This is a genomic window from Duganella sp. GW821-FHT07G03 (genome assembly GCF_059418605.1).
Genome location: NZ_JBWKQE010000001.1, coordinates 174,441 through 197,181 on the forward strand (window position 1 = coordinate 174,441; position 22,741 = coordinate 197,181).

Here is a 22,741-nt window from a genome sequence, read left to right on the forward strand (position 1 = left end):
TTCAGGTCGGCTGCCCGGCCGCGTGGGCCGGCGCCGCGCCGCCATGCGGATCGGCCCGTGTATCGGCCTGCGGATCAACCTTGTGCTGGCCGGACAGGAACATATACATGGCCGGCACCACGAACAGCGTGAACAAGGTGCCGATCGACAGGCCGGTGAAGATCACCAGGCCCATCGCGTGGCGGCCGGCCGCGCCTGCGCCCGAGGCCACCACCAGCGGCACCACGCCGAACACCATCGCCGCGGTCGTCATCAGGATGGGGCGCAGACGGGTGGCGGCCGCTTCCTCGATCGCCTCGCGCTTGCTCTTGCCGGCCGCGCGCAGGTGGTTGGCCACTTCCACGATCAGGATGCCGTGCTTGGAAATGAGGCCCATCAGCGTCACCAGCCCGACCTGGGTGTAGATGTTGATCGAGGCGTAGCCGAGGAAGATGAAGGTCATCGCGCCGAACAGCGCCATCGGCACCGAGAACAGGATCACGATCGGATCGCGGAAGCTCTCGAACTGCGCCGCCAGCGCCAGGAACACGATGACCACGGCGAACGCCATGGTCAACACGAAGCCGCCCGATTCGCTCATGAACTGGCGCGAGCCGCCCGAGTAGTCGACCGTGTAGCCCGACGGCGCCACTTCCTTGACCGTGGCGCGCAGGTATTCCAGGATCTCGCCCTGCGAGGCGCCGGTGACGCCGGCGATGGTCGCCGAGTTCAGCTGCTGGAAGCGGGTCACCGACTCCGGCTGCACGCTGTACTTGATGCTGGCCACGGTGCTGGCCGGGATCATGGCGCCGCTCGGGGTCTTGATGTAGAAGTCCAGCACGTCGGACGGGTTGAGGCGGTCGACCTGCTGCACCTGCGGGATCACCTTGTACGAACGGCCGGCGATCGAGAAGTAGTTGACGTAGCCGCCGCCCAGCGCCGCGCCCATGGCGTTGCCGAAGTCCTGCTGCGTCAGGCCCAAGGTGGCCAGCTTGTCGCGGTCGACCTCGACGCGCGCCTGCGGCGAATCGATCTTCAGGTCGACGTCGGCGAAGTAGAACTTGTTGTCCTTGCGCGCCTTGTCCAGCACCGCCTGCGCCACCGTGTTGAGGTTCTCGAACGGCTCGGTGGTGGTGATGACGAACTGCACCGGCAAGCCGGAGCTGCCCGGCAGCGCCGGGAACTGGAACGCCGCCACGCGGCCGCCGGCCACATGGCTCCATTTTTCCTGCAAGTCCTGCTGGATCTCGTGCGCCGAGCGCGAACGCTTGTCCCACGACTTGAACAGCACGCCGCCGATGCCGGAATTGGTGGTCGGCACGCCGGTGATCTGGAACATCTGCTCGTACTCGGGCAGCGCGTGCGAGATGTCGAAGATCTGCTTGGCGTAGGCCTGCATCTGGTCCGAGGTGGCGGTCGGCGCGCCGACCACCTGCGACAGCACGATGCCCTGGTCCTCTTCCGGCGCCAGTTCGGACTGCGACATCTTGAACATCAGGCCCAGCAGCAGACTGAGGATGACGCCCATGACGATCAGCACCGGCCAGGTGTTGAGCAGGCTGTGCAGCAGCCGCAGGTAGCCGTTGTGGACCTTCTCGAACACCTTGTCGATGGCCTTGACGAAACGCCCCTCGTCCTGCTTGGCATCGAAGAAGTGGCCGCACATCATCGGCGACAGGGTCAGCGCGACGATGCCCGACACCGCCACCGCGCCGGCCAGCGTGAAGGCGAACTCGGTGAACAGCGCGCCGGTCAGGCCGCCCTGGAAGCCGATCGGCACGTACACCGCGATCAGCACCACCGTCATCGCCAGGATCGGGCTGCCCAGTTCGCGCGCGGCCATGATGGCGGCGTCGTAGGGCTTGATGCCCTCCTTCATGTGGCGGTCGACGTTCTCCACCACGATGATGGCGTCGTCCACCACCAGGCCGATCGCCAGCACGATGGCCAGCAGGGTCAAGAGGTTGATCGAGTAGCCCAGCATCAGCATCACGAAGAAGGTGCCGATCAGCGACAGCGGCATCGCGATCACCGGCACGATCACCGCGCGGAAGCTGCCCAGGAACAGGTAGATGACGATGGTGACGATGACCAGCGCCTCGACCAGGGTCTTGACCACTTCGTCGATGGAGGTGTTGATGAACTCGGTCGAGTCGTAGACGATCTCGCCGGTCAGGCCGTTCGGCAGCTGCTCCTTGATCGGCGGGAAGGCGACCCGGACGCGCTTGGCCACGTCCAGGATGTTGGCTTCCGGCGCCACCTTGATGCCGATGAACACCGAGCGCACGCCGCTGAAGGCGACGTTGAAGTCATAGTTTTCCGAGCCCAGCGTGACGGTGGCGATGTCCTCCAGGTGGACGATGGCGCCGCCGGTCTGCTTGATGGCCAGCGCCTTGAACTCCTCCACCGTGTGCAAATCGGTGCCGGCGGTCAGCGGCACGGTCACCATCTGGCCCTTGGTGGCGCCCAGGCCGGTCAGGTAGTTGTTCTGCGCCAGCGCGGCGCTGACGTCGGTGGCGGTGACGCCGTGCGCCGCCATCTTGTTGGCGTCCAGCCAGGCGCGCAGCGCGAACTGGCGCGCCCCCAGCAGCTCGGCGGTCTGCACGCCCTGGATCGAATCGAGCTTGGGTTTGACCACGCGCGCCAGGAAGTCGGTGACGTTATTGGTCGGCAGCGTGTCGCTGTAGAAGCCCATGTACATGGCGTCGGTGGTCTGGCCGGTCTGCACCGTCAGCACCGGCTGCTGCGCCTGCTGGGGCAGCTGGTTGCGCACCGAGTTGACCTGGGTGGTGATCTCGGTCAGCGCGCGGTTGGAATCGTAGTTCAGGCGCAAGGTGGCGGTGATCACCGACACGCCGCTGTTGGACGACGAGGACAGGTAGTCGATGCCCTGCGCCTGCGCGATCGCCCCTTCCAACGGCTGCGTGATGAAGCCGGCCACGGTGGAGGCGTCGGCGCCGTAGTAGGTGGTGGAAATGGTGACCACCGCGTTCTGCGTCTTCGGATACTGGTTGATCGGCAGGCTGAACAGCGAACGCAGGCCCAGCACCACGATCAGCAGGCTGACCACGCTGGCCAGGACCGGCCGCTTGATGAAGATGTCGGTGAAATTCATGGCGCGATTTCCCTTAGTGTTCCTGCGGCGTCGGATTCGGGTTGTTGGCCGGCTGCACCTTGTTGTCGATCACGGCCGGCGTGCCGTTCTTCAGCTTGAGCTGGCCGCTGGTGACCACGGTCTGGCCTTCCTTGACGCCGGTCAGGATGGCCACCTGGTCGCCGCGCGTGGGGCCGGTGGTGACGAACACCTGCTGCGCCACCAGGTGGGCGTTGCCCTTGTCATCCTTGAGCGGCTCCTTGGCGTCGGCCGGCGGCGGCGCCAGCACGAACACGGTCGAGCCGTAGGGGTTGTAGGTGATCGAGGTCTGCGGCAGGGTCAGGTATTTCTTGCGGTCGCCCTGGTCCAGGCTGACGTTGGCGAACATGCCCGGCAGCAGCTGGCGCTTGGCGTTGGGCACCGTGGCCTGGACCTGCACGTTGCGGGTGGCGGCGTCGACCTTCGGGCTGATCGAGGTGACCTTGGCGGGGAAGCCCACGCCCGCATAGGCGTCGCTGGTCAGGCTGAGCTTCTGGCCGATGGACAGGCCGGCCAGCTGTTTCTGCGGCACGAAGAAATCGATATAAACGGTATCGATGGTTTGCAGGGTCACCAGCTTGTCGCCGGGGTTCAGGTACTGGCCGGGATTGACGGCGGTGATGCCCAGCTTGCCGGCGAAGGGCGCGCGGATGGTTTTCTTGTCGACCACGGCCTGCTGCTGCGCCACCAGCGCCTTGCGGCTCTTGAGGTCGGCGTCGTCGTTGTCGAGCTGGGCCTGGCTGATGGCCTGGGCGGCGAATTGCAGCTTGTCGCGCTTGAGCACCGTGGCCGACAGGTCGGCCGCCGCCTGCAGCGCGCGCAGTTGGGCGATGTCGGAATCGGCGTTCATCTCGAACAGCACCTGGCCGGCCTTGACCTCGTCGCCCGACTTGAAGTGCACCTGGCGCACCAGGCCGGCGATCTCGGTGGTGACGTCGACGCCGCGCACCGGCGCCAGCGTGCCGACCGAGGTCAGCTGCGGTTGCCATTCGGAGACGGTGGCCTTGATCGCGGTGACGACCTGCGCGGTCGGCTTGGGCGAACTGGCGATCAGCTTCTTAATCTGTAAATACTTGCCGAACGCCAGCACGACGATCAGTAAAAGGACGCCGCCTATCATGATGAACATACGCTTGGTCATGTATCGCTCTCCTGCTTTTTAGTGTTGTTTGATATGTGCTTACTTGGCGCTGCCGTAGGGCGCGGCGGCCGACACCGCCGTGGCCGCCGGCACGCCGCCGCCGCGGTTCCACCAGCCGCCGCCCAGCGCCTGGAACAGCGCCGCCGTGTCGGCATAGCGGGCCGCCTGGGCCTGCACCAGCGCCACGTGGGCTTGCTGGTAGCTGCGCTGCGCGTCCAGCAACACCAGGTAGCTGATGCCGCCCAGCTTGTACTGCTGGGTGGCCAACGCCAGCGATTCGGCCGCCAGCGACTCCGCCTCGGCCTGGGCCTTGAGCGCGGCCGCGTCGGCATCGAGCGCGCGCAGGCTGTCGGCGACGTTCTGGAACGCCGTCAGCACGGTGGCGCGGTACTGCGCCGCCGCCACGTCGTAGGCCGCTTCCGCCGCGCGCCGCTTGGCGCTCAGGGCGCCGCCGTTGAAGATGGGCGCGGTCAGGCCGGCGGCCAGGTTCCAGGCCGTGGTCTCGGCGTCGAACAGCTTGCTGAAGGTTTGCGCCGACGAGCCGTAGCTGCCGCTCAGCGTGAACTGCGGATACTGGGCCGCCGTCGCCACGCCGATCGCCGCGCTGGCCGCGTGCAGCTGCTCTTCGCTGGCGCGGATGTCGGGCCGCTGGCGCACCAGCGCCGACGGCAGCGACACCGGCAGCGATTCCGGCAGGGTCAGCGAGGCCAGGTCGAACTCGGGCATGCCCGCTTCGCTCGGCAGCTTGCCGGCCAGCACGGACAGTTGATGGCGGCTTTGCGCCAGCGCCTTTTCCAGCGGCGGCAAGGTGGCGGCGATTTGCGCCACCTGGTTGCGCTGGATCAGCAAGGTATTGCGCGGCACGGCGCCGAACTGGAATTGTTTCTCGATCACGCCCATCTGCTGCTTGAGCGCGTCCAGCACTTCCTGCGTGGCCTTCAACTGCGCGCGCAGCGAGGCTTCGCGGATGGCGGTGGTGACCACGTTGGCGCTCAGCGCCAGGTAAGTCGCTTCGACCTGGAAGCGCTGGTAATCGACCTGGGCGCGCGCGCCTTCCAGCGTGCGCCGGGTGGAACCGAACACGTCCGGCGTGTAGGCGACGTTGACCGAGGCGTTGTACAGGTTGAAGACGCCGCCGTTGCCGCTGCCGGCCGCAGACGTCTTCTGCCGCGCCACGCCCAACTGGCCGTTCACGCTGGGATAGACCAGGCTGCCGGACTGGGCGTTATAGCTTTCCTGCGCCTGGCGCAGCGCCGCTTCGGCCGCCGCCATATTCGGGTTCTGCTCCAGTGCGCCGCGTATCAGCTGGTCCAGCGCGGGCGAGCGGAACACCGTCCACCACTGCGCAGGAATATCCTGCCCCATCGCAAACTGCTGGGCGGCGCCGCCGACGCCGGCCGATGCCGCCGTCTGGGCCGCCAGCGGCGTGGGGGTGTAGCGCTCGCCCGCCGCGGCCGGAGCGGCCGGCGTCTTGAATTCGGGGCCGAGGGCGCAAGCACCCAATCCCGCCGCGACCAGCGCCGCCATGCCGGCGCGCAGGGCCAGCCGGTGGAATTGCCTGAAGTTCTGTTTTCTCACAAAAAACTCCCGCTGAAGGGTCATGCCAGACCAAAAGGTTAACTGAACTGCACTTTTGCCTGACATATTCGCATTTTTTACGTGCTGAGTGTGTTTTTTGTCTGACATTCGCGCCACGAAACTTGCTGGGCGAAAAAAAACGGGCCACACCGTGAAGGCGCAGCCCGTTTCAGGAAAGACTGTGAGAGGGGATCAGGCGGCTTCCGCAGTGGCCACCACGCCGTAGGCGCGGTTGACTTCGGTCAGCGAAAAGGCCGAAGGGCCGTTGACCGCGGAATCGACCGCGCGCTCGCTGCTGCGGTAGGTGATCGGCATCTGGTAGCGGCGCAGCTCTTCGGGACTGATCTTGCCGTCCTTGTTGGTGTCGGCGGCCATGTCGACCTTGCCGCTGCCCAGCACGCCATTTTCATCGACGCCCGGCAAAGGATCGGGCGACACCAGCTTGTTGCTGTCGTCCGCGCTGCCGTCGAGGCCGAACTTGGCCTGGAAGAACTGGGTTTCAGGACGCTGCACCAGGCGCTTCAAGCCCTCGTCGAATTGCTTCAACGCCAGCTTCATGCCATCGTCGTCCGACTCCGCCACTGCCTTGACGACCGCGCTGGCCTTGTCGGCCGCGTTGACGGCCTGGATGTGGTCGTTTTGCACCGGGGAATTGAAGCCAGGCAAGGATAGATAGGCGGCCACCGACGCGCTCAAGTCCGCATTGGTCTCCGCTACAGGACTGGCGCTTTTCTTCGGCTCAAGCGTCTTCTCCGCGACCACGGCCGCAGGAAGGGAAGCACCACCAATGTTGTTCACCATGATCATAATCGACTCCTGTTTGACGACGCCTGGAACTGTCGAGCAAAAAACTTCTACCCCGTCATTCTATCAAGGTTTCGGCAACATTCAGCATTTTTAGCGGGCTGTAGAGCGAAAAAGTGTCTTTTTCCCATGCGAAACTTACATCAAAGAATTGTTTCGATTTGCAAAATTAATCACTTAATGCCTGCAATAGTTTTTCCCCATCGGGACAGCCCCACCCTGTGCACGCGTCCCACCCCGGCACCGCCTGTTGCGCGCCATTGTTGCCGTCCTTGACGTCCCTGGTCACGCCCCTGCCCTGCAAGGAACCGTACAGCAGCGGATGCAGGAAGCCGACCGGCCGGCCGAGCCGCTGGTTGATCAGCGCCAGCAGGCCGGCCCACAGGGGCGCGACCGCGCTGGTGCCGCCGAACACCAGGTTCTGGCCGTCGACCCGCACCTTGTAGCCGCTGGCCGGATCGGCGTCGCCGGCCACGTCCGGCACGCCGCGCGCGGCATGGCCGTTGACCACGCCCTGCTGGTAGTCGGGCACGCCGAAGAAGCTGCTGTAGCCGCCGCCGGTGGCGCTGTTGGGGCCGCTGTTCCACACGGTTTCCAGCGCCTGGCCGCCATCCTGCAACAGCACCCGGGTGCCGCCGCAGGCCAGCGCGTGCGGCGCCGACGCCGGAAAGTCCACATGCTGGGCGCCGTCGCTGACGCCGTCGGTGGAGCCGTTGTCGCCGGCCGCGCACAGGATGGTCACGCCCATCGCGGCGGCGTCGGCGAAGGCTTGCTCGAAGGCGGTCATGGCCTGCCCGGTCCAGGCCGATTCCGGCGCGCCCCAGCTGATCGAGATCACCGACGGCTTGTTGACGGCGTCGTGCACGGCGGCGGTGATGGCGTCGAGAAAACCGCGCTCGGTGTTGGGCGCGTAATAGACCGCGATCAGCGCGCCCGGCGCCACCGCGCCCGCCACCTCGATGTCGAGCATCACTTCGCCGTCGGCGCTGTTGGCGGTGGTGGGACGATTCTTGGCGTGGTCGATGCAGATCGACTTGACGCGCGGCGCCGGCAAGCCCAGTTCGCCGAAATAAATCTTCAGGTCGCGCGGCCGGCTGCCGCCGCCCAGCTCGATGATGCCGATGCACTGGCCGCTGCCGTCCAGCCCCTGCGGAAAGTTGTACAGCCGCGCCAGCTGCGGCGGCGAGAACGCGATGTTGGCCGCCGCCGCCGAGGCGAAACCGTCCGCCTGCAGGCGCTGGAACTTGGGCGTGGCCACCGGCCGGTCGTCCAGCCCGAACACGCCCTCGACCACGCCGGCCAGCGCATCGGGCACGCTCAGTTCGCCGGTGCGGCCGCGATAGCTGCCGTCCGGGTATTCATACTCTTCCAGCTGGACGCCGAAGGCGGCGCTCATCTGCGCGGCCGTGCCGGCCAGCACCACGCGCCGCTGGGCGGCATTGCTGCTGATCACCACCATGCCGTGCTGGGCCGCGAAGGCGACGACCTTGGCGATGTCGGCGTCGCTGGCGCCGTGGGCCTGGGCGAACTGTTCGCGGCTCAGGTACTGGCGCTCGACCGGCTGGGTGTCGGCGGTGGCCGCTTGCAGGTCCAGCGGCGCGCGGTCCGGCGCGGCGCGCAACCGCACGGTGATTTCTATGGTCTGCTCGTCCGCGACCGGACCCAGCGCGACAGCGCCCTGCAAGGCCAGCTGGCCGCTGCCGGGAATGATATTGGGGGTGGATGTGGTGGTCATCGTCAGCTCCTTTCGAATTGGACTACCGTCAAAAGATACTGGCCGCCCTGGCCGCGCGATTGATGCAGCGCAGAGGAGTCGTGGATAAATCAGCGGAACGGCCTTGTCGAAATCTCATAATGGAGATATATTCCCAATTATGAGAAACGATATCGAATCCCGCCTGGCCCTGCGCCTGGCCGCCCTGCGCGTGGAACGCGGACTGTCGCTGGACGAGTTGGCCGCCGCCAGCGGCATCAGCCGGGCCACGCTGTCGCGCCTGGAACGGGGCGAGAACAGTCCCACCGCCGCCCTGCTGGGCAAGCTGTGCGCCGTGTTCGGCCTGCCGATGTCGCGCCTGATCGCCGAGGCCGAATCCCAGCCGGGCGAGCTGCTGCGCGCCGCCGACCAGGTGCTGTGGCAAGACCCTGATACCGGCTTCAAGCGCCGCATGGTGTCGCCGCCGGCGCGCGGCTACAGCGTCGAGCTGGTGGAGGGCTGGCTGCCGCCCGGCGCCCGCATCGACTACGACAGCGCCCCGGTGCCCGGCATGGAGCAACACCTGTGGCTGCTCGAAGGCGCGCTCGATTACACGCTCGACGGCGTCACCCATCCGCTGCAGGCCGGCGATTGCCTGCGCTTCCACCTGTTCGGCGCCACGCGCTTTTTCTGTCCGGGGCCGTCGCCGGCCCGCTACCTGATCGCCCTATGCCCACCATAATCCAACTCGATGGCGCCGGACTGCGCCGCCATGCTTCCGACCTGGCGCAGGTGCTGCGCGACTGCGTGCTGCACGGCGCCAGCGTCGGCTTCCTGCTGCCCTGCCCGCTGGAGGAAGCGCAAGCGTTCTGGCTGGCGCTGGCGCCGCAGGTCGATAGCGGCGAACGCCTGCTGTGGGTCGCCCGCGATGCGCGCGGCGCGCTGTGCGGCACCGTGCAACTGGTGTTGTGCGGCCTGCCCAACGGCCGCCACCGGGCGGAGATTTCCAAGATGCTGGTGCATTCCTCGGCGCGCCGGCAAGGCATCGCCCAGGCGCTGATGCAGCACGCGCTGCGGCGGGCGCGCGCGCTGGACCGCAAACTGCTGGTGCTCGATACCTGCACCGGCTTCCCGGCGCAGGTCATGTATGAAAAGCTGGGCTTCGCCGTCACCGGCGTGGTGCCCGACTACGCCGCCCTGCCCGACGGCACGCTGGGCGCGACCACCTTCATGCACTTGCGGCTTTAAGCGCGCCGCGCCTGTCATCGAGCCGTCACAAGGATGGAGTACGATATCGCGGGCGCATGGTAGGCTGTGCGCCGGCCATCCTTTCCAACCTGACGACGACCCTATATGACAAAGAAACTGTCCCTGCCCGCACTCGTAATCGCGACCTCCTGCCTGGCGCTGCACGCCGCGCACGCCGCCGCTCCCGCCACCGCCGCCTCGGCCCCGCCGAAACTGGTGGTGGTGCTGGTGGTGGACGGCCTGCCGAACGAGCAGGTGATGCGCTATCGCGACCAGTTCGGCCAGGGCGGCCAAGGTGGCTTGCGGCGCATGCTGGACCAGGGCGCGTCGTTCAGCAACGCGCACCAGGCGCACGGCATCACCGTCACCGCGATCGGCCACAGCGCCGTGCTGACCGGCGCCTACCCGTATGTGCACGGCGTGATCGGCAACAACTGGATCGACCCCATCACGAAAAAATCGGTATACTGCACCGAAGACAGCAACTACACCTACATTGGCGAAGACACCAAGCCGAGCGACGGCACCGCGCCGACCCGCCTGAAGGTCGACACGCTGGGCGACCAGCTGCGCTACGCCACCGGCAGCCGCAGCAAGGTGGTCACCGTCTCCGGCAAGGATCGCGGCGCGATTCTGCTGGCCGGCAAAACCGGCACCGCCTACATGTACATGGACAAGAGCGGCAACTTCGCCAGCAGCACCTTCTACATGAAGGCGCATCCGGCCTGGGTCCAGCAATACCAGGCCGGCAAGCCGCAGGACCGCTACTACGGCAAGTCGTGGACGCCGCTGCTGCCCGAGGCGGCCTACGCCGCCGACGCCAGCGAAGACCTGAACCAGGTCAAGCCTGGCACCCACAACCGCCTGCCCTACGCCTACTACAGCGAGAGCGGCGAGATCGACGCCGGCTACTACAGCAGCCTGAAGACCGGCCCCTTCCTCGACCAACTGACGCTGGACTTCGCGCGCGCCGCGGTGGAAGGCGAAAACCTCGGCCGCAATCCGGCCGGCGTGCCGGACCTGCTGGGCGTGAGCCTGTCGGCGCACGACTACGTCAACCACGCCTTCGGCCCGGAAAGCAAAATGTCGCACGACCACCTGCAGCGCGTGGACCGCATGCTGGGCGACTTCTTCAACTACCTCGACCAACGCGTCGGCATGGACAATGTGCTGGTGGTGCTGACCGCCGACCATGGCTTCCCGAACACGCCCGAGTTCTCGCGGACGCAGCACATCGACGCCCAGCGCATCGACGGCGACCAGTTGATGAACGCGCTGGACAAGCACCTGTCGGAAAAATTCGGCGGCGCCAAGCTGCTGAGCGCCTGGTCGCTGCCCAACATCCACCTGGACTACGCGCAGATCGACAAGAGCGGCCTGAAACGCGAAGAAGTCGAAACCGCCGCCGCCCGCTACCTGCTGGCGCAGAACGGCATCGTCGAAGCCTACACCCGGACCCAGCTCGAAAGCGGCGCCGCCAACACCACCCGCATCGCCACGCTGATGCGCCGCGCCTGGAACCGCGAGGCGTCGGGCGACCTGATGGTGGTCACCAAGCCTTACTGGTACTTCGGCACCGGCACCAGCGGCACCTCGCACGGCTCGCCGTACGCCTACGACACCAACGTGCCGCTGATGATCATGGGCAAACGCTGGATCAAGCCGGGCGCCTACGGCCAGTACGCGGAAGTGGTCGACATCGCGCCGACGCTGGCCAACCTGCTGCACGTGCGTCCGCCGGCCGGCGCCGAAGGCCGCGTGTTGACCGAAACACTGCGCTAGGCAAAGTCAGATCAGCGCGTGGTGCCGCGACGACACCATGCGCATACACCCAGGGGTAGTTCAGATTCGTATGGCAAATCGCAAATAAGTTATCGCAGCTGGAAGGGCTTCCAGCTATAGTAGGCGTCGACATTTAACTTCCACGATGACGCCATGAATAAATACGGTTTGCTGCTGGCTGCTTTCAGTATGGTCTCTGCCCCCTCCTTCGCGGCCGCACCGCGCGCCACCACCACCACCGGCGTGGTCGAGGGCACCTTGGAGGCTTCCGGCGTCAACTCGTATAAAGGAATACCCTTCGCGGCGCCGCCGGTCGGCGACTTGCGCTGGAAGGCGCCGCAGCCTGCGCAGAATTGGCAGGGCGTGCGCAAGGCCGATCACTTCGGCCCGCGCGCCATGCAGTTGCCGCTGTTTGGCGACATGGTGTTCCGCTCCGACGGCGTCAGCGAAGACTGCTTGTACCTGAACGTCTGGACGCCCGCCAAATCGGCCAAGGACAAGCTGCCGGTGCTGGTCTACTTCTACGGCGGCGGCTTCGCGGCCGGCGACGGCTCCGAGCCGCGCTACGACGGCGCCAGCATGGCCGCCAAAGGCATCGTCACACTGACCGTCAACTACCGGCTCAATATCTTCGGCTTCCTGGCCCACCCCGAACTGACGGCGGAATCGCCACATAAAGCATCCGGCAACTACGGCCTGATGGACCAGGCGGCGGCGCTGCAATGGGTGGCAAAGAATATCGCGGCCTTTGGCGGCGATCCCGCGCGCGTCACCATCGCAGGGGAATCGGCCGGCTCGTGGTCGGTCAGCGCGCAGATGATATCGCCGCTGGCCAAGGGGTTGATCGCCGGCGCCATCGGCGAAAGCGGTTCGCTGCTCGGCCTCGACGCCCCGTTGCCGCTGGCCGTCGCGGAAAAGAAAGGCGCCGACTTCGCCGAAAAAATCGGCGCGCCGACACTGGCCGTACTGCGCGCCATGCCCGCCCAGCAGTTGCTGGAAACCCTGAAGCGGCCGGACGCGCCGTGGTTCTCCGACATCCAGGACGGCTACGTGCTGCCACGCAGCCCGGTCGACCTGTACGCGGCGGGCCAGCAGGCCAAGGTGCCGCTGCTGGCGGGCTGGAATTCGCAGGAGGGATACTACAAGCAGGTGCTGGGCGAAGCCGAGCCGACGCCGGAGAACTTCAACAAGATGCTGCAAACGGTGTACCGCGACCGCGCCCCGGCCGCGCAGCAGGCCTACAGCGGTGACGTCATGCAGGCCGCGACCGATCTCGCCGGCGACCTGTTCATCGCCCACGGCACCTGGAAGTGGATAACCACGCACGCGCGCACCAGCGGCCAGCCGGTCTATCGCTACTACTATTCGCACCCGCGTCCGGGCCAGACCGGAGCCGGCCACTCGGTCGAAATCGAATACGCGCTGGGTAACCTGAAAGCGAATAAAGTCTATGCGTGGACCGCCGGCGACTACGCGCTGTCGGTGCAGATGCAAGACTACTTCGCCAACTTCATCAAGACCGGAAACCCCAACGGCGCCGGCCTGCCGGAATGGCCGCGAGCCAGTAGCGGCAAGGGCTCCCGCCTGATGCGGCTGGACCTGCCGGCGGCCGCGATGACCGCCACCGACGACGCCCACCACACTTTCCAGGACCAGCAACGGCAAACCAAATAAGCAAAAATGAAAACTGCCATTTAGTTTGTATTTTATTGTATCGCATGGTAATGCTTTGAAAAGTTGCTATACACTAGCTTCCTTTATTCGGGAAATCATCGGGAATACAAACTATGCGCAAGACCATCGGCTTCATCGCCCTTTGCTTGACGGCGTCCGCATTTGCGGCGGAGCCCTTCGACGACAAGTTCCGCCAGCTGGACGAAGTTCTCCCCACCGCCAACAGCTACCGCACCGCCTCCGGCGCACCCGGCGCCGCCTACTGGCAGCAACGCGCGGACTACACGATCCGCGCCACGCTCGATGAAGCCAAGCGCGCCATCACCGGCAGCGAGCAAATCAACTACCACAACAACTCGCCCGATACGCTGAGCTACCTGTGGGTGCAGCTCGACCAGAACATCTACAAAAAAGATTCCGACGCCCGCATGATGCTGACGCAGCCTTCGCGCGAAGCATGGGCCAAGCCGCGCACACCGGAAGACGGCTACAAGTTCGAAGGCATGCGCGGCATCCTGGCCGGCCGCGAATTCGACGGCGGCTACAACATCAAGTCGGTGGCCGCCGGCGGCCAGCCGCTGAAGTACACCATCAACCGCACCATGATGCGCATCGACCTGCCGGTACCGTTGAAGCCGGGCCAGAGCTTCGCCTTCAATATCGACTGGTCCTACAACATCAACGAGCAGCTGGTGCTGGGCGGCCGTTCCGGCTACGAGCACTTCGAGGACGATAAGAACGATCTGTTCGAAATCGCCCAGTGGTATCCGCGCATGGCGGCCTACTACGACGTGATGGGCTGGCAGCACAAGCAGTTCCTGGGTTCCGGTGAATTCACGCTGGAATTCGGCGACTACGACGTGCAGCTGACCGTCCCGGCCGACCACGTGGTGGCCTCCACCGGCGAACTGCAAAACCCCAACGACGTGCTGTCCTCAGCGCAGCGCGACCGCCTGGCCAAGGCCAGGACCGCAGCCGCGCCGGTCGTCATCGTCACGCAGGAAGAAGCGGAGAAGGCCGAGAAGTCCGTCAGCACCGCAGCCAAGACCTGGCACTTCAAGGCCGCCAACGTGCGCGACTTCGCCTGGGCCTCCAGCCGCAAGTTCATCTGGGATGCGCAGGGCTTCAAGAAGGATTCCACCAACGTGATGGCGATGTCCTACTATCCGAAGGAAGGCAATCCGCTGTGGGGCAAGTACAGCACCCAGGCCATCATCCACACCATCGACCAGTACAACAAGTACAGCTTCGACTATCCCTACCCGACCGCGATCTCGGTCAACGGCCCGGTCGGCGGCATGGAGTATCCGATGATCTCCTTCAACGGCCCGCGCCCGGCCAAGGACAAGAAGACCGGCGCCCTCACCTGGTCGCAGCAGACCAAGTATGGCCTGATCGGCGTGATCATCCACGAGGTGGGCCACAACTACTACCCGATGATCATCAACTCGGACGAACGCCAGTGGACCTGGATGGACGAAGGCCTGAACACCTTCGTGCAGTACCTGGCGGAGCAGGCATGGGAAGACAACTACCCGTCACGCCGCGGCGAGCCGCGCAACATCGTCGACTACATGCGCAGCCAGAACCAGGTGCCGATCATGACCAACTCGGAGTCGCTGCTCCAGTTCGGGAACAACGCCTACGCCAAGCCGGCCACCGGCTTGAACATCCTGCGCGAGACCATCCTGGGCCGCGACCTGTTCGACTACGCCTTCAAGGAATACGCGCGCCGCTGGAAGTTCAAGCGCCCTACCCCGGCCGATTTCTTCCGCACCATGGAAGACGCTTCCGGCACCGACCTTGACTGGTTCTGGCGCGGCTGGTTCTACACCACCGACGCGGTGGACATCAGCATCGACGGCATCAGCGAATACGGCGTGAACACCAAGGACCCGGAAAGGGAAAAGGCATGGAAGAAGGCGCAGAAGGACGCGCAGCCGATCTCGATTTCCGAACAGCTCAACAAGTCGCTGCCGAAACGCCTGGACGCCCATCCGGAGCTGAAGGACTTCTACAACGAGCATGACGAGTTCACTGTCACCAACAAGGACCGCAACACCTACACCGAAGCGATCGAGAAGCTGGAGCCGTGGGAGAAGAAGCTGCTGGACCAGGGCAAGCACCTGTACCTGGTGGACTTCTCGAACCTGGGCGGCCTGGTGATGCCGCTGATCCTGGAGGTGGAACTCAAGAGCGGCAAGAAGTACATCGAGCGCATTCCGGCCGAAGTATGGCGCTACTCGCCGAAGAAGATCACCAAGTTGATCGTCACCGACGAGCCGATGGTGGGCCTGACCCAGGACCCGTTCTGGGAAACCGCCGACATCGACACCAGCAACAACAGCTGGCCGCGCAAGGTCACGCAGTCGCGCGTGGAGCTGTTCAAGACCGAGCGTGACCGCATCAACCTGATGCGCGACTTCAATACGCCGCTCAAGGCCAAGGGCGACAAGTCGTCCAAGGACTCGTCGTCCGAATGATGCCGCGTGCTTTGCGCCTGGCCGTAGCCGCCGTGCTGGCGTTCGCCGGCATGGCGGCCGGCGCCCATAATTTTCACATGGGCATAGCCGACATCAGCTACAACGACCGCACCGGCAACACCGAGATCGTGCACACCTACACGGCGCATGATGTGGCGCTGCTGCTGACGAATCTCTACGGCCGCAACTTCGATCTCGGCCAGGAGGACAGCGAAGCACCGCTGCACCGCTACGTCGAGCGGCAGTTCTACCTGGAGGGCCCGGACCGCCAGCGCCTGCCGCTGCACTGGGTGGGCGTGAAGGCGGACGCCGACAGCGTCGTCATCTTCCAGGAGATCGAAGGCAAAAAGCTGGCGCCCGCCACGCGCATCCACAACGCCTTGCTGATAGACTTCCTGCCATATCAAAAGAACACAGTCAACCTGCAAGCCGATGGCCCCGTCCAAACTCTCATCTTCGATCAAGGCAGCGTCGATCAAATCACCCGTTAAGTTCATTCTGCTGTGCGCAATCGGCGCGGCGCAGGCGGACGACCAGCTCCTGCAACGGGTGCTGGTCGAAGGCACGCGCGGCAGCCAGCTGGGCGTGGCCGATGCGGCCAGCGCCGGCAGCATCTCGCAGCAGGAGCTGGCCGCGCGCACCGTCTACCGTCCCGGCGAGATCCTCGAAGCGGCGCCGGGCCTGATCGTCAGCCAGCATAGCGGCGAGGGCAAGGCCAACCAGTTCTACCTGCGCGGCTTCAACCTCGATCACGGCACCGACCTGCGCACCAGCGTCGACGACATGCCCGTCAACCAGCGCAGCCACGCGCACGGCCAGGGCTGGACCGATTTGAATTTCCTGATCCCGGAACTGGCGGTGCGGCTCGATTACAAAAAAGGCCCCTACTCCTCCGGCGAAGGCGATTTCGCCTCGGCCGGTACGGCGTCGCTGGTGTACGCCAACCGCCTGCTGCAAGGCGTGGCCAGCGTATCGGCAGGCCAGAACGGCTACGGCCGCGCGCTGCTGGCCGACTCGCTGGACGCCGGCCAGGGCAGCCTGCTGTACGCCGTCGAAGTGCTGCACAACGACGGCCCCTACACGCATCCGGACGACTACCAGAAACTGAACGCGGTGCTGCGCTACAGCGAAGGCTATGCCAACAACGGCTACAACGTCAGCCTGATGGCTTACCGCGCCGACTGGAACGCGACCGACCAGATACCACTGCGCGCCGTGCGGGATGGCCAGATCGGCCGCAACGACGCCATCGACCCGACCGACGGCGGCAAGTCGCACCGCTACAGCCTGTCCGGCGGATGGCGCCGCACCGGCGAGGACAGCGCCTCCAAAGTCAACGCCTACCTCATCGCCAACCAGCTGGACCTGTACTCCAACTTCAGCTACTTCATGGACGACCCGCTGCACGGCGACCAGTTCGCGCAGCCGGACAAGCGCGTCACCAGCGGCATGAATGCAAGCCACAGCTGGCACCAGCACATGGCCGGCGGCGACAGCGCCACCACCATCGGCATCCAGCTGCAAAACGATAATATCTTTAACGGCTTGCTGAACACGCAGGCGCGCCAGCCGCTGGCTGTCGTGCGGCAGGACCACATCGTCGAGTCCAGCGCTGGCCTGTACGTCGAGAACAGCACGCGCTGGAACGGCGCCTTGCGCACCGTGGCCGGCGCGCGCATCGACAGCTACCGCTTCGACGTCCGCAGCGACCGCGCGGCCAACTCCGGCAAGGCCGGCGACCATCTGGTGAGCCCGAGCCTGAGCCTGATCTACGGTCCATGGCAGACGGCGGAACTGTACGCCAACATCGGCAACGGCTTCCACAGCAACGACGCGCGCGGCGCCACCATCCGCGTCGATCCCAAGACCGGCGCGGCGGTCGACAAGGTCACGCCGCTGGTGCGTTCGCGCGGCATGGAGCTGGGCGCGCGCAGCAGCTGGCTGCCTGGCTTGCAGTCGGCGCTGTCGGTGTACCGGCTGGATTTCGATTCGGAGCTGAGCTTCGTCGGCGATGCCGGCACCACCGAGGCGGGCCGGCCGAGCCGCCGCTACGGCGTGGAAGTCTCGAACTACTACAAGCCGCTGAAATGGCTGTCGGTGGACCTGGACCTGGCCTACGCGCGCGCCCGCTCGCGCGATGAACATCCGGAAGGCGACTACATCCCCGGCGCCATCGAAGGCACCGGCCAGCTGGCGCTGACGGTGGACGACGGCGGACCGTATTCGGGCTCGCTGAAGCTGCGCTACTTCGGACCGCGTCCGCTCATCGAAGACAACAGCGTGCGCTCGAAGCCCAGCCTGACGTTGAACGCCCGCTTCGGCTGGAAGCTCCGCAAGGGCCTGATGCTGGAGCTGGAAGCCTTCAACCTGGCTAACCGCCGCGATTCAGCCATCGACTACTACTACCCGTCGCAACTGAAGGGCGAAGCGGCGCCGGTCAACGACATCCACTTCCACTCGATCGAATCGCGCTCGCTGCGGGCCACGCTGATCAGGAACTTCTAGTCCGCCAGCGAGAAACTGCGCTGGTGCCAGGCGGGATAGGCCGGCGACACATCGCTGGCCGCTTCCAGCAGCGCGTTCTGCTCCGCGCTCAAACGCCAGCCGGTGGCGCCGATGTTGTCGATCAGCTGCCGCTCGTCGCGCGCGCCGATGATGACGCTGGAGACGGTCTTCTTCCCCAGCAGCCAGTTCAACGCCACTTGCGGTATCGTCTTGCCGGTCTGCTCGGCCACCACATCCAGCGCATCGACGATGCGGAACAGGCGTTCCTCTTCGAAGACAGGACCGGTGCCGGCGATATCGTGCGCGCGCGTGCCCGGCTTGGCCGGCTGGCCGCGACGGATTTTTCCGGTCAGCTTGCCCCAGCCCAGCGGACTCCAGATCACCGCGCCTACGCCCTGGTCTTCGCCCAGCGGCATCAGTTCCCATTCGTAGTCGCGGTTCAGCAGCGAGTAGTAGACCTGGTGCGCGACGTGGCGCGGATAGCCGTAGCGCTCCGACACCGCCAGCGATTTCATCAAATGCCAGCCGGAGAAATTGGAGCCGCCGATATAGCGCACCTTGCCCGAGCGGACCAGCTGGTCCAGCGCGGACAGGGTTTCCTCGACCGGCGTGTAGTTGTCCTGGCAGTGCAGTTGCAGCAGGTCGATATGCTCGACTTGCAGCCGTTGCAGGCAGCCGTCGACCGCGGCGATCAGGTGCTGGCGCGACGAGCCGAAATCGTTGGCGCCGGTGCCGGCGGTGAAAGTGACTTTGGTGGAGATCAGCAAGCGGTTGCGCTTGCCCTTGATGGCCTGGCCAAGGATCTGCTCCGCCATGCCGTCCGAATAGACGTCGGCGGAGTCGAACATCGACACGCCGTGTTCAAGGCAGACGTCGATCAGGCGGGCGGCGCCACCCGCATCCGTGCTGCCCCAGGCTTTGAAAAAGTCGTTGCCGCCGCCAAAGGTGGCCGTGCCAAAACTGAGTTCCGGCACCCGCAGGCCGGATTTTCCAAGACGGTTGTGATCCATCGCTACCCTCCATTAAGTGAATCCGGATTGTAGCTTAAAAAGCAACCCCGCACCGCCCGCCAGGGCGGCGCGTCTTGATCAGAACTCTTCCCACTCGTCCTTGCTGGCGACCGCGCTGGCCTTCAGCTTCTTCGGCGCGGCCGCCGGCTGGGGCGCGGTCTTGGGGCGCGCGGCCTTGGGCAGCGTCGCCACCACCGGCGCGGCGGCGCGCACCGGGCGCTTCGGCGGCGCATACGCGGCGGCCGACGCGTTGATCTTGAACGCGCTGACGACTTGTTCCAGCTTGTCGGCCTGGTCGCGCAGGGTCTGCGCGGCGGCGGCGGTTTCTTCCACCAGCGCCGAATTCTGCTGCGTGGTCTGGTCCATCTGCGTCACCGCCTGGTGCACCTGCGCGATGCCGTCGTTCTGCTCCTGCGTGGCGGCGCTGATCTCGCCGACGATGTCGGTCACCTGCTTGATGCTGGCGACGACTTCCTGCATCGTCGTACCGGCCTGCTCCACCAGCCTGGTGCCGGAGCCGACCTTCTCCACCGAGTCGTCGATCAGCGCCTTGATCTCCTTGGCCGCGGCGGCCGAACGCTGCGCCAGGTTGCGCACTTCGGTCGCCACCACCGCGAAGCCGCGGCCCTGTTCACCGGCGCGCGCCGCTTCCACCGCCGCGTTCAACGCCAGGATGTTGGTCTGGAAGGCGATGCCGTCGATGACCGAAATGATGTCGACGATCTTGCGCGACGATTCATTGATCGATCCCATCGTCACCACCACCTGTTCCACCACGGTGCCGCCCTGCGCCGCCACGTCCGACGCCGAACGCGCCAACTGGTTGGCCTGGCGGGCGTTGTCGGCGTTCTGGCCGACGGTAGACGTGAGCTGCTCCATGCTGGCCGCGGTCTGCTCCAGCGCCGCCGCCTGCGACGACGTGCGCTGCGACAGGTCGCCGGTGCCGCTGGCGATATCCTGCGACGCCGCGCCGACGGCGATGGTCGATGCGCGCACGGTGTCGATCACGCCGGCGATCTGCTCCAGCAGCTTGTTGAACGCCACGGCGGTGTGGCCGATTTCATCCATGCGCTCCACCTTGATCTGGTGCGTCAGGTCCAGCGACTGGCTCACGTCCTCCAGCGTATTGCGGATCGACGCCAGGCTGCCCCTGATGATGACGAACAGCTGCCACGCCAGCGCGCCGGTCACCAGCAGGCCAAGCACCACCACGCTCACCATCAGGCGGAAGGCGAATTTGTAGGCGGCGTCGCTCTCCTCGCGGACGTCGCTGATCAGCTTATTGTTGTAGGCGATATGGTCGTCGAAGCCTTTCTTGACGGCGCCGGCCGACAGCGCCAGCGGCGTGCCGGCCAGCAGCGTGGCGCGCACCGCGTCCATGTCGCCGGCGTGGGCGCCGGCCAGGAAGGGAATCAGCGCCTGGCGGTAGGCCGCCATGTTGGCCTTGTCCGCCTCCAGCATCTTGCGGTCGGTGTCGTCGAAGATGCGTTCCTTTTCGTAGGTCGCGATGACTTCGTCGAACTTGGCGTGGGCATCGTTGTAGGCCTTGTCGAGCGCCGTCTTGTCGGCCAGGTTGGAAAACACCGACAGGCGGTAGCCCGCCAGGCGGCTATCGGCAAGATAGCCTTTGGCCATATTCAGGCCGGCGATGCTGGGGATCAGGCGGGTTTGCACCATGTCGAGGCGTTGCTGCGCACGGGACAGTTGGGTGAGGCCGGTAATACCGACGAAAATCAGCGCGAGTAACGCCAATGACAAAGTCAAGATCAAGCGCTTTGTAATAGTCATGGTGACTGCCCATAGAAGTGGATGAGTGATGAAAGAGCCGGTCGTCTGAGCGACCATAAGCCAGTATAGCGGAACGGTATTACCTCAAAATAAGCAAGCAACAAATTACGCCGCATTGCTACTAAAACGCAACGCATGCAATTCGCAACCCCGTCAAGCCAGGTCTGGATACCCGGCAGCCCGCGCCTCGGCTTCGATTTGCAGGATGCGACCGTAGTCGGCATCGCCGCGGTACTCGAAGCCCCGGATACGCAGGCTATCGAACAACGCGCGCAAGGCCGGCGCGGGTTCCAGCAGGGCGGCACGCAGCCGCGCCGTCAATTCCGGCGAAGCCTTGCTGCTTGCTACCCACGGCAAACCCGGCGACAGCGCCGACGGCTGCAAAATGGTCACCCCCCGCACACTCTCGGGGTCTTCCTGCAGCAGATAGCCGAAGCTGACGCAATCGATGGACGCAATCGCGGCCGCGCCTTCGCGCACCATGCGCAGGCTGGCCGCATGGCTGCCGGACCACTTCACCGATGCGAAGTAGCGTCCATCCCGCGACCAGCGCGCCACGGCGTGCCGCAGCACGTTCATGCCGCTGTTCGAATCCGGATCGTTGACCGCGGCGACGCGCCCGCGCGCGTCCGCCAGGCTGCGTATCCCCCCGCCCTCGCGCGCGACGATGAAGCTGGAATAGTCGCTGCCCTCGCAGCCGGGAAAGTCGAAGCACGGCGTGGCGAGCAGCGTCACATGGCCGCGCAACTGTGTCAAGTAGGGATATCCACAGGTCTGGGTCAACAGCACGTCCGGTTGACGCCAGAACGCCGGCAGGTCCAGCGGACGCACCAATTCGGCGCGCACGCCCGTTTCGTCGGCCAGCGCCAGCAGCAGCGCCTCGTAGCCTTGCTGGAGGCGCGGCGAGACGTTGTACATCGGCAGGGCGAATTTCCAGTTCATGTGTCGGGCATATTCGGGTGGACCGGCGCATCGACCGGGGTGAAGCCGAAGCGGCGCATCAGCTCTCCATAGCCGTGCAGATGGAAGCCGCCGCTGCGCGTATTGTAAGCCGTCCTGCGCGCGCGATACACGCGCGGCAGCAGATACCACGGCAAGGACGGCAGGTCGTGATGCACCAGGTGCAGGTTATTGTTCAGGAATAGCACGCGGAACACCAGGCCAGCCTCATTGAGCACGATGCGCTGCTTGTGCTCCGTCGCCGGGCGGTGCTCGTAGTAGGACCGTATCATCGTCAGCGACTGCGCCGGATACGAGATCGCCAGCACGTAATACAGCGGCGACATGCCGAACGCCGAACGCACCCACCACAGCAGGCCGCCCAGCATGGCGAAGTGGATCAGCCACATCGGCACGTTGCGCCACTCGCCGCGCACGGGCTGGCGCAGCGCCTCGCTCCACGCGGCGGCGACCGCGATCGCCGGGCCGACCAGCAGCCGTCCCCAGAAGGTCTTGTTGAACCAGTACAGCAGGCGCACCGGCTTGCTCATGCCGGACCACACGGACGGCGACACGTAATAGCTTTCGGTATCGAGCGCCGGCATCGTCAGGTGGAAGTCGATGTGGTGGCGCAAATGGCTGTCGCGGTACAGCCGGTACGGATACCAGATCGCCAGCGGGGCATAGCCGAACAGGCGATTGACCCAGGCCCACGGCGTGGGATGGCCGTGGATCAGCTCATGCTGGAGCGACATATACCAGGCACACCACCAGATCATCAGCAAGGTGGCCGGCACGTCGCCGATCCGGCGCCAGTAGGCCAGCGTCAGGAACCAGCCGCCGTAGATCACGGCGATCAGCAGCCAGGTCGGCCACTCCCCCAGCCACAGCAAGCGCTTGCGCTCGGCGAGCACTTCGACCCGCTGGTGCGCATCGACGTACTCGGAGCGCTGCTGCTTCAGGCTGGGGGAGTCCATCGGGCGC

At 65.5% G+C, this 22,741-nt stretch carries 16 protein-coding genes; 7 read left to right on the plus strand and 9 right to left on the minus strand.

Translation table 11 applies throughout. From position 1 onward, the window contains the following. Nucleotide 1: 1 nt before the first annotated feature. The 5 genes from AC07OK_RS00790 to AC07OK_RS00810 form a co-directional block, all read right to left on the minus strand. The gene (locus AC07OK_RS00790) at nt 2-3,094 is read right to left on the minus strand and encodes an efflux RND transporter permease subunit (protein WP_494688512.1); all 3,093 of its coding nucleotides are present in this window, start codon (nt 3,092-3,094) and stop codon (nt 2-4) included. Between the two features lie 13 nt (nt 3,095-3,107). Then, nucleotides 3,108-4,253 carry an efflux RND transporter periplasmic adaptor subunit gene (locus tag AC07OK_RS00795; RefSeq protein ID WP_494688513.1) on the minus strand — a complete coding sequence of 382 codons (1,146 nt, stop codon included), beginning with the start codon at nt 4,251-4,253 and terminating at the stop codon, nt 3,108-3,110. A gap of 39 nt (nt 4,254-4,292) precedes the next feature. Next, the gene (locus tag AC07OK_RS00800; RefSeq protein WP_494688514.1) at nt 4,293-5,855 is read right to left on the minus strand and encodes an efflux transporter outer membrane subunit; all 1,563 of its coding nucleotides are present in this window, start codon (nt 5,853-5,855) and stop codon (nt 4,293-4,295) included. Nucleotides 5,856-6,023: 168 nt separating this feature from the next. After that, the gene (locus AC07OK_RS00805) at nt 6,024-6,638 is read right to left on the minus strand and encodes an EF-hand domain-containing protein (protein ID WP_494688515.1); all 615 of its coding nucleotides are present in this window, start codon (nt 6,636-6,638) and stop codon (nt 6,024-6,026) included. Between the two features lie 166 nt (nt 6,639-6,804). After that, a complete protein-coding gene (locus AC07OK_RS00810; protein WP_494688516.1) occupies nt 6,805-8,370 on the minus strand; it encodes a S53 family peptidase in 1,566 nt (521 codons plus the stop codon). A gap of 139 nt (nt 8,371-8,509) precedes the next feature. Here AC07OK_RS00810 and AC07OK_RS00815 point away from each other — a divergent pair, with 139 nt between their 5' ends. The 7 genes from AC07OK_RS00815 to AC07OK_RS00845 all read left to right on the plus strand — a co-directional run bounded on the left by AC07OK_RS00815 (nt 8,510) and on the right by AC07OK_RS00845 (nt 18,020). Next, nucleotides 8,510-9,070 carry a helix-turn-helix domain-containing protein gene (locus AC07OK_RS00815; protein ID WP_494688517.1) on the plus strand — a complete coding sequence of 187 codons (561 nt, stop codon included), beginning with the start codon at nt 8,510-8,512 and terminating at the stop codon, nt 9,068-9,070. After that, nucleotides 9,058-9,576 (plus strand): GNAT family N-acetyltransferase, encoded by a 519-nt coding sequence (locus AC07OK_RS00820; protein WP_494688518.1) that lies wholly within the window; start codon nt 9,058-9,060, stop codon nt 9,574-9,576. Before AC07OK_RS00815 ends, AC07OK_RS00820 begins: the two co-directional genes overlap by 13 nt. A gap of 105 nt (nt 9,577-9,681) precedes the next feature. After that, nucleotides 9,682-11,358, plus strand: a complete 1,677-nt coding sequence (locus AC07OK_RS00825; RefSeq protein ID WP_494688519.1) for an alkaline phosphatase family protein — start codon at nt 9,682-9,684, stop codon at nt 11,356-11,358. A gap of 153 nt (nt 11,359-11,511) precedes the next feature. Further along, the gene (locus AC07OK_RS00830) at nt 11,512-13,032 is read left to right on the plus strand and encodes a carboxylesterase/lipase family protein (protein ID WP_494688520.1); all 1,521 of its coding nucleotides are present in this window, start codon (nt 11,512-11,514) and stop codon (nt 13,030-13,032) included. Nucleotides 13,033-13,145: 113 nt separating this feature from the next. Beyond that, nucleotides 13,146-15,515, plus strand: coding sequence for a M1 family metallopeptidase (locus AC07OK_RS00835; RefSeq protein ID WP_494688521.1), 2,370 nt, complete (start codon nt 13,146-13,148; stop codon nt 15,513-15,515). Continuing rightward, nucleotides 15,512-16,006: a DUF6702 family protein gene (locus AC07OK_RS00840; protein ID WP_494688522.1), complete on the plus strand. Its 495-nt coding sequence runs from the start codon at nt 15,512-15,514 to the stop codon at nt 16,004-16,006. Before AC07OK_RS00835 ends, AC07OK_RS00840 begins: the two co-directional genes overlap by 4 nt. Further along, nucleotides 15,948-18,020: a TonB-dependent receptor gene (locus tag AC07OK_RS00845; protein ID WP_494688523.1), complete on the plus strand. Its 2,073-nt coding sequence runs from the start codon at nt 15,948-15,950 to the stop codon at nt 18,018-18,020. Before AC07OK_RS00840 ends, AC07OK_RS00845 begins: the two co-directional genes overlap by 59 nt. Here AC07OK_RS00845 and AC07OK_RS00850 read toward each other — a convergent pair. From AC07OK_RS00850 to AC07OK_RS00865, 4 genes are all read right to left on the minus strand, one after another. Next, a complete protein-coding gene (locus AC07OK_RS00850; protein WP_494688524.1) occupies nt 18,017-19,030 on the minus strand; it encodes an aldo/keto reductase in 1,014 nt (337 codons plus the stop codon). The genes AC07OK_RS00845 and AC07OK_RS00850 overlap by 4 nt on opposite strands. Before the next feature lie 78 nt (nt 19,031-19,108). Next, nucleotides 19,109-20,818, minus strand: a complete 1,710-nt coding sequence (locus AC07OK_RS00855; RefSeq protein ID WP_494688525.1) for a methyl-accepting chemotaxis protein — start codon at nt 20,816-20,818, stop codon at nt 19,109-19,111. A gap of 153 nt (nt 20,819-20,971) precedes the next feature. Then, nucleotides 20,972-21,760: a phosphate/phosphite/phosphonate ABC transporter substrate-binding protein gene (locus tag AC07OK_RS00860; protein WP_494688526.1), complete on the minus strand. Its 789-nt coding sequence runs from the start codon at nt 21,758-21,760 to the stop codon at nt 20,972-20,974. Continuing rightward, entirely contained in the window at nt 21,757-22,734 is a 978-nt protein-coding gene (locus AC07OK_RS00865) for a fatty acid desaturase (RefSeq protein ID WP_494688527.1), read from the minus strand. The genes AC07OK_RS00860 and AC07OK_RS00865 overlap by 4 nt, the downstream gene beginning before the upstream one ends. Nucleotides 22,735-22,741: the final 7 nt, after the last annotated feature.

Bases quoted from the DNA above. Each gene is read 5' to 3' on its own strand.
- AC07OK_RS00790 (WP_494688512.1), bottom strand. From the start codon at position 3,094: ATGAATTTCACCGACATCTTCATCAAGCGGCCGGTCCTGGCCAGCGTG.
- AC07OK_RS00795 (WP_494688513.1), bottom strand. From the start codon at position 4,253: ATGACCAAGCGTATGTTCATCATGATAGGCGGCGTCCTTTTACTGATC.
- AC07OK_RS00800 (WP_494688514.1), bottom strand. From the start codon at position 5,855: ATGACCCTTCAGCGGGAGTTTTTTGTGAGAAAACAGAACTTCAGGCAA.
- AC07OK_RS00805 (WP_494688515.1), bottom strand. From the start codon at position 6,638: ATGATCATGGTGAACAACATTGGTGGTGCTTCCCTTCCTGCGGCCGTG.
- AC07OK_RS00810 (WP_494688516.1), bottom strand. From the start codon at position 8,370: ATGACCACCACATCCACCCCCAATATCATTCCCGGCAGCGGCCAGCTG.
- AC07OK_RS00815 (WP_494688517.1), top strand. From the start codon at position 8,510: ATGAGAAACGATATCGAATCCCGCCTGGCCCTGCGCCTGGCCGCCCTG.
- AC07OK_RS00820 (WP_494688518.1), top strand. From the start codon at position 9,058: ATGCCCACCATAATCCAACTCGATGGCGCCGGACTGCGCCGCCATGCT.
- AC07OK_RS00825 (WP_494688519.1), top strand. From the start codon at position 9,682: ATGACAAAGAAACTGTCCCTGCCCGCACTCGTAATCGCGACCTCCTGC.
- AC07OK_RS00830 (WP_494688520.1), top strand. From the start codon at position 11,512: ATGAATAAATACGGTTTGCTGCTGGCTGCTTTCAGTATGGTCTCTGCC.
- AC07OK_RS00835 (WP_494688521.1), top strand. From the start codon at position 13,146: ATGCGCAAGACCATCGGCTTCATCGCCCTTTGCTTGACGGCGTCCGCA.
- AC07OK_RS00840 (WP_494688522.1), top strand. From the start codon at position 15,512: ATGATGCCGCGTGCTTTGCGCCTGGCCGTAGCCGCCGTGCTGGCGTTC.
- AC07OK_RS00845 (WP_494688523.1), top strand. From the start codon at position 15,948: ATGGCCCCGTCCAAACTCTCATCTTCGATCAAGGCAGCGTCGATCAAA.
- AC07OK_RS00850 (WP_494688524.1), bottom strand. From the start codon at position 19,030: ATGGATCACAACCGTCTTGGAAAATCCGGCCTGCGGGTGCCGGAACTC.
- AC07OK_RS00855 (WP_494688525.1), bottom strand. From the start codon at position 20,818: ATGACTATTACAAAGCGCTTGATCTTGACTTTGTCATTGGCGTTACTC.
- AC07OK_RS00860 (WP_494688526.1), bottom strand. From the start codon at position 21,760: ATGAACTGGAAATTCGCCCTGCCGATGTACAACGTCTCGCCGCGCCTC.
- AC07OK_RS00865 (WP_494688527.1), bottom strand. From the start codon at position 22,734: ATGGACTCCCCCAGCCTGAAGCAGCAGCGCTCCGAGTACGTCGATGCG.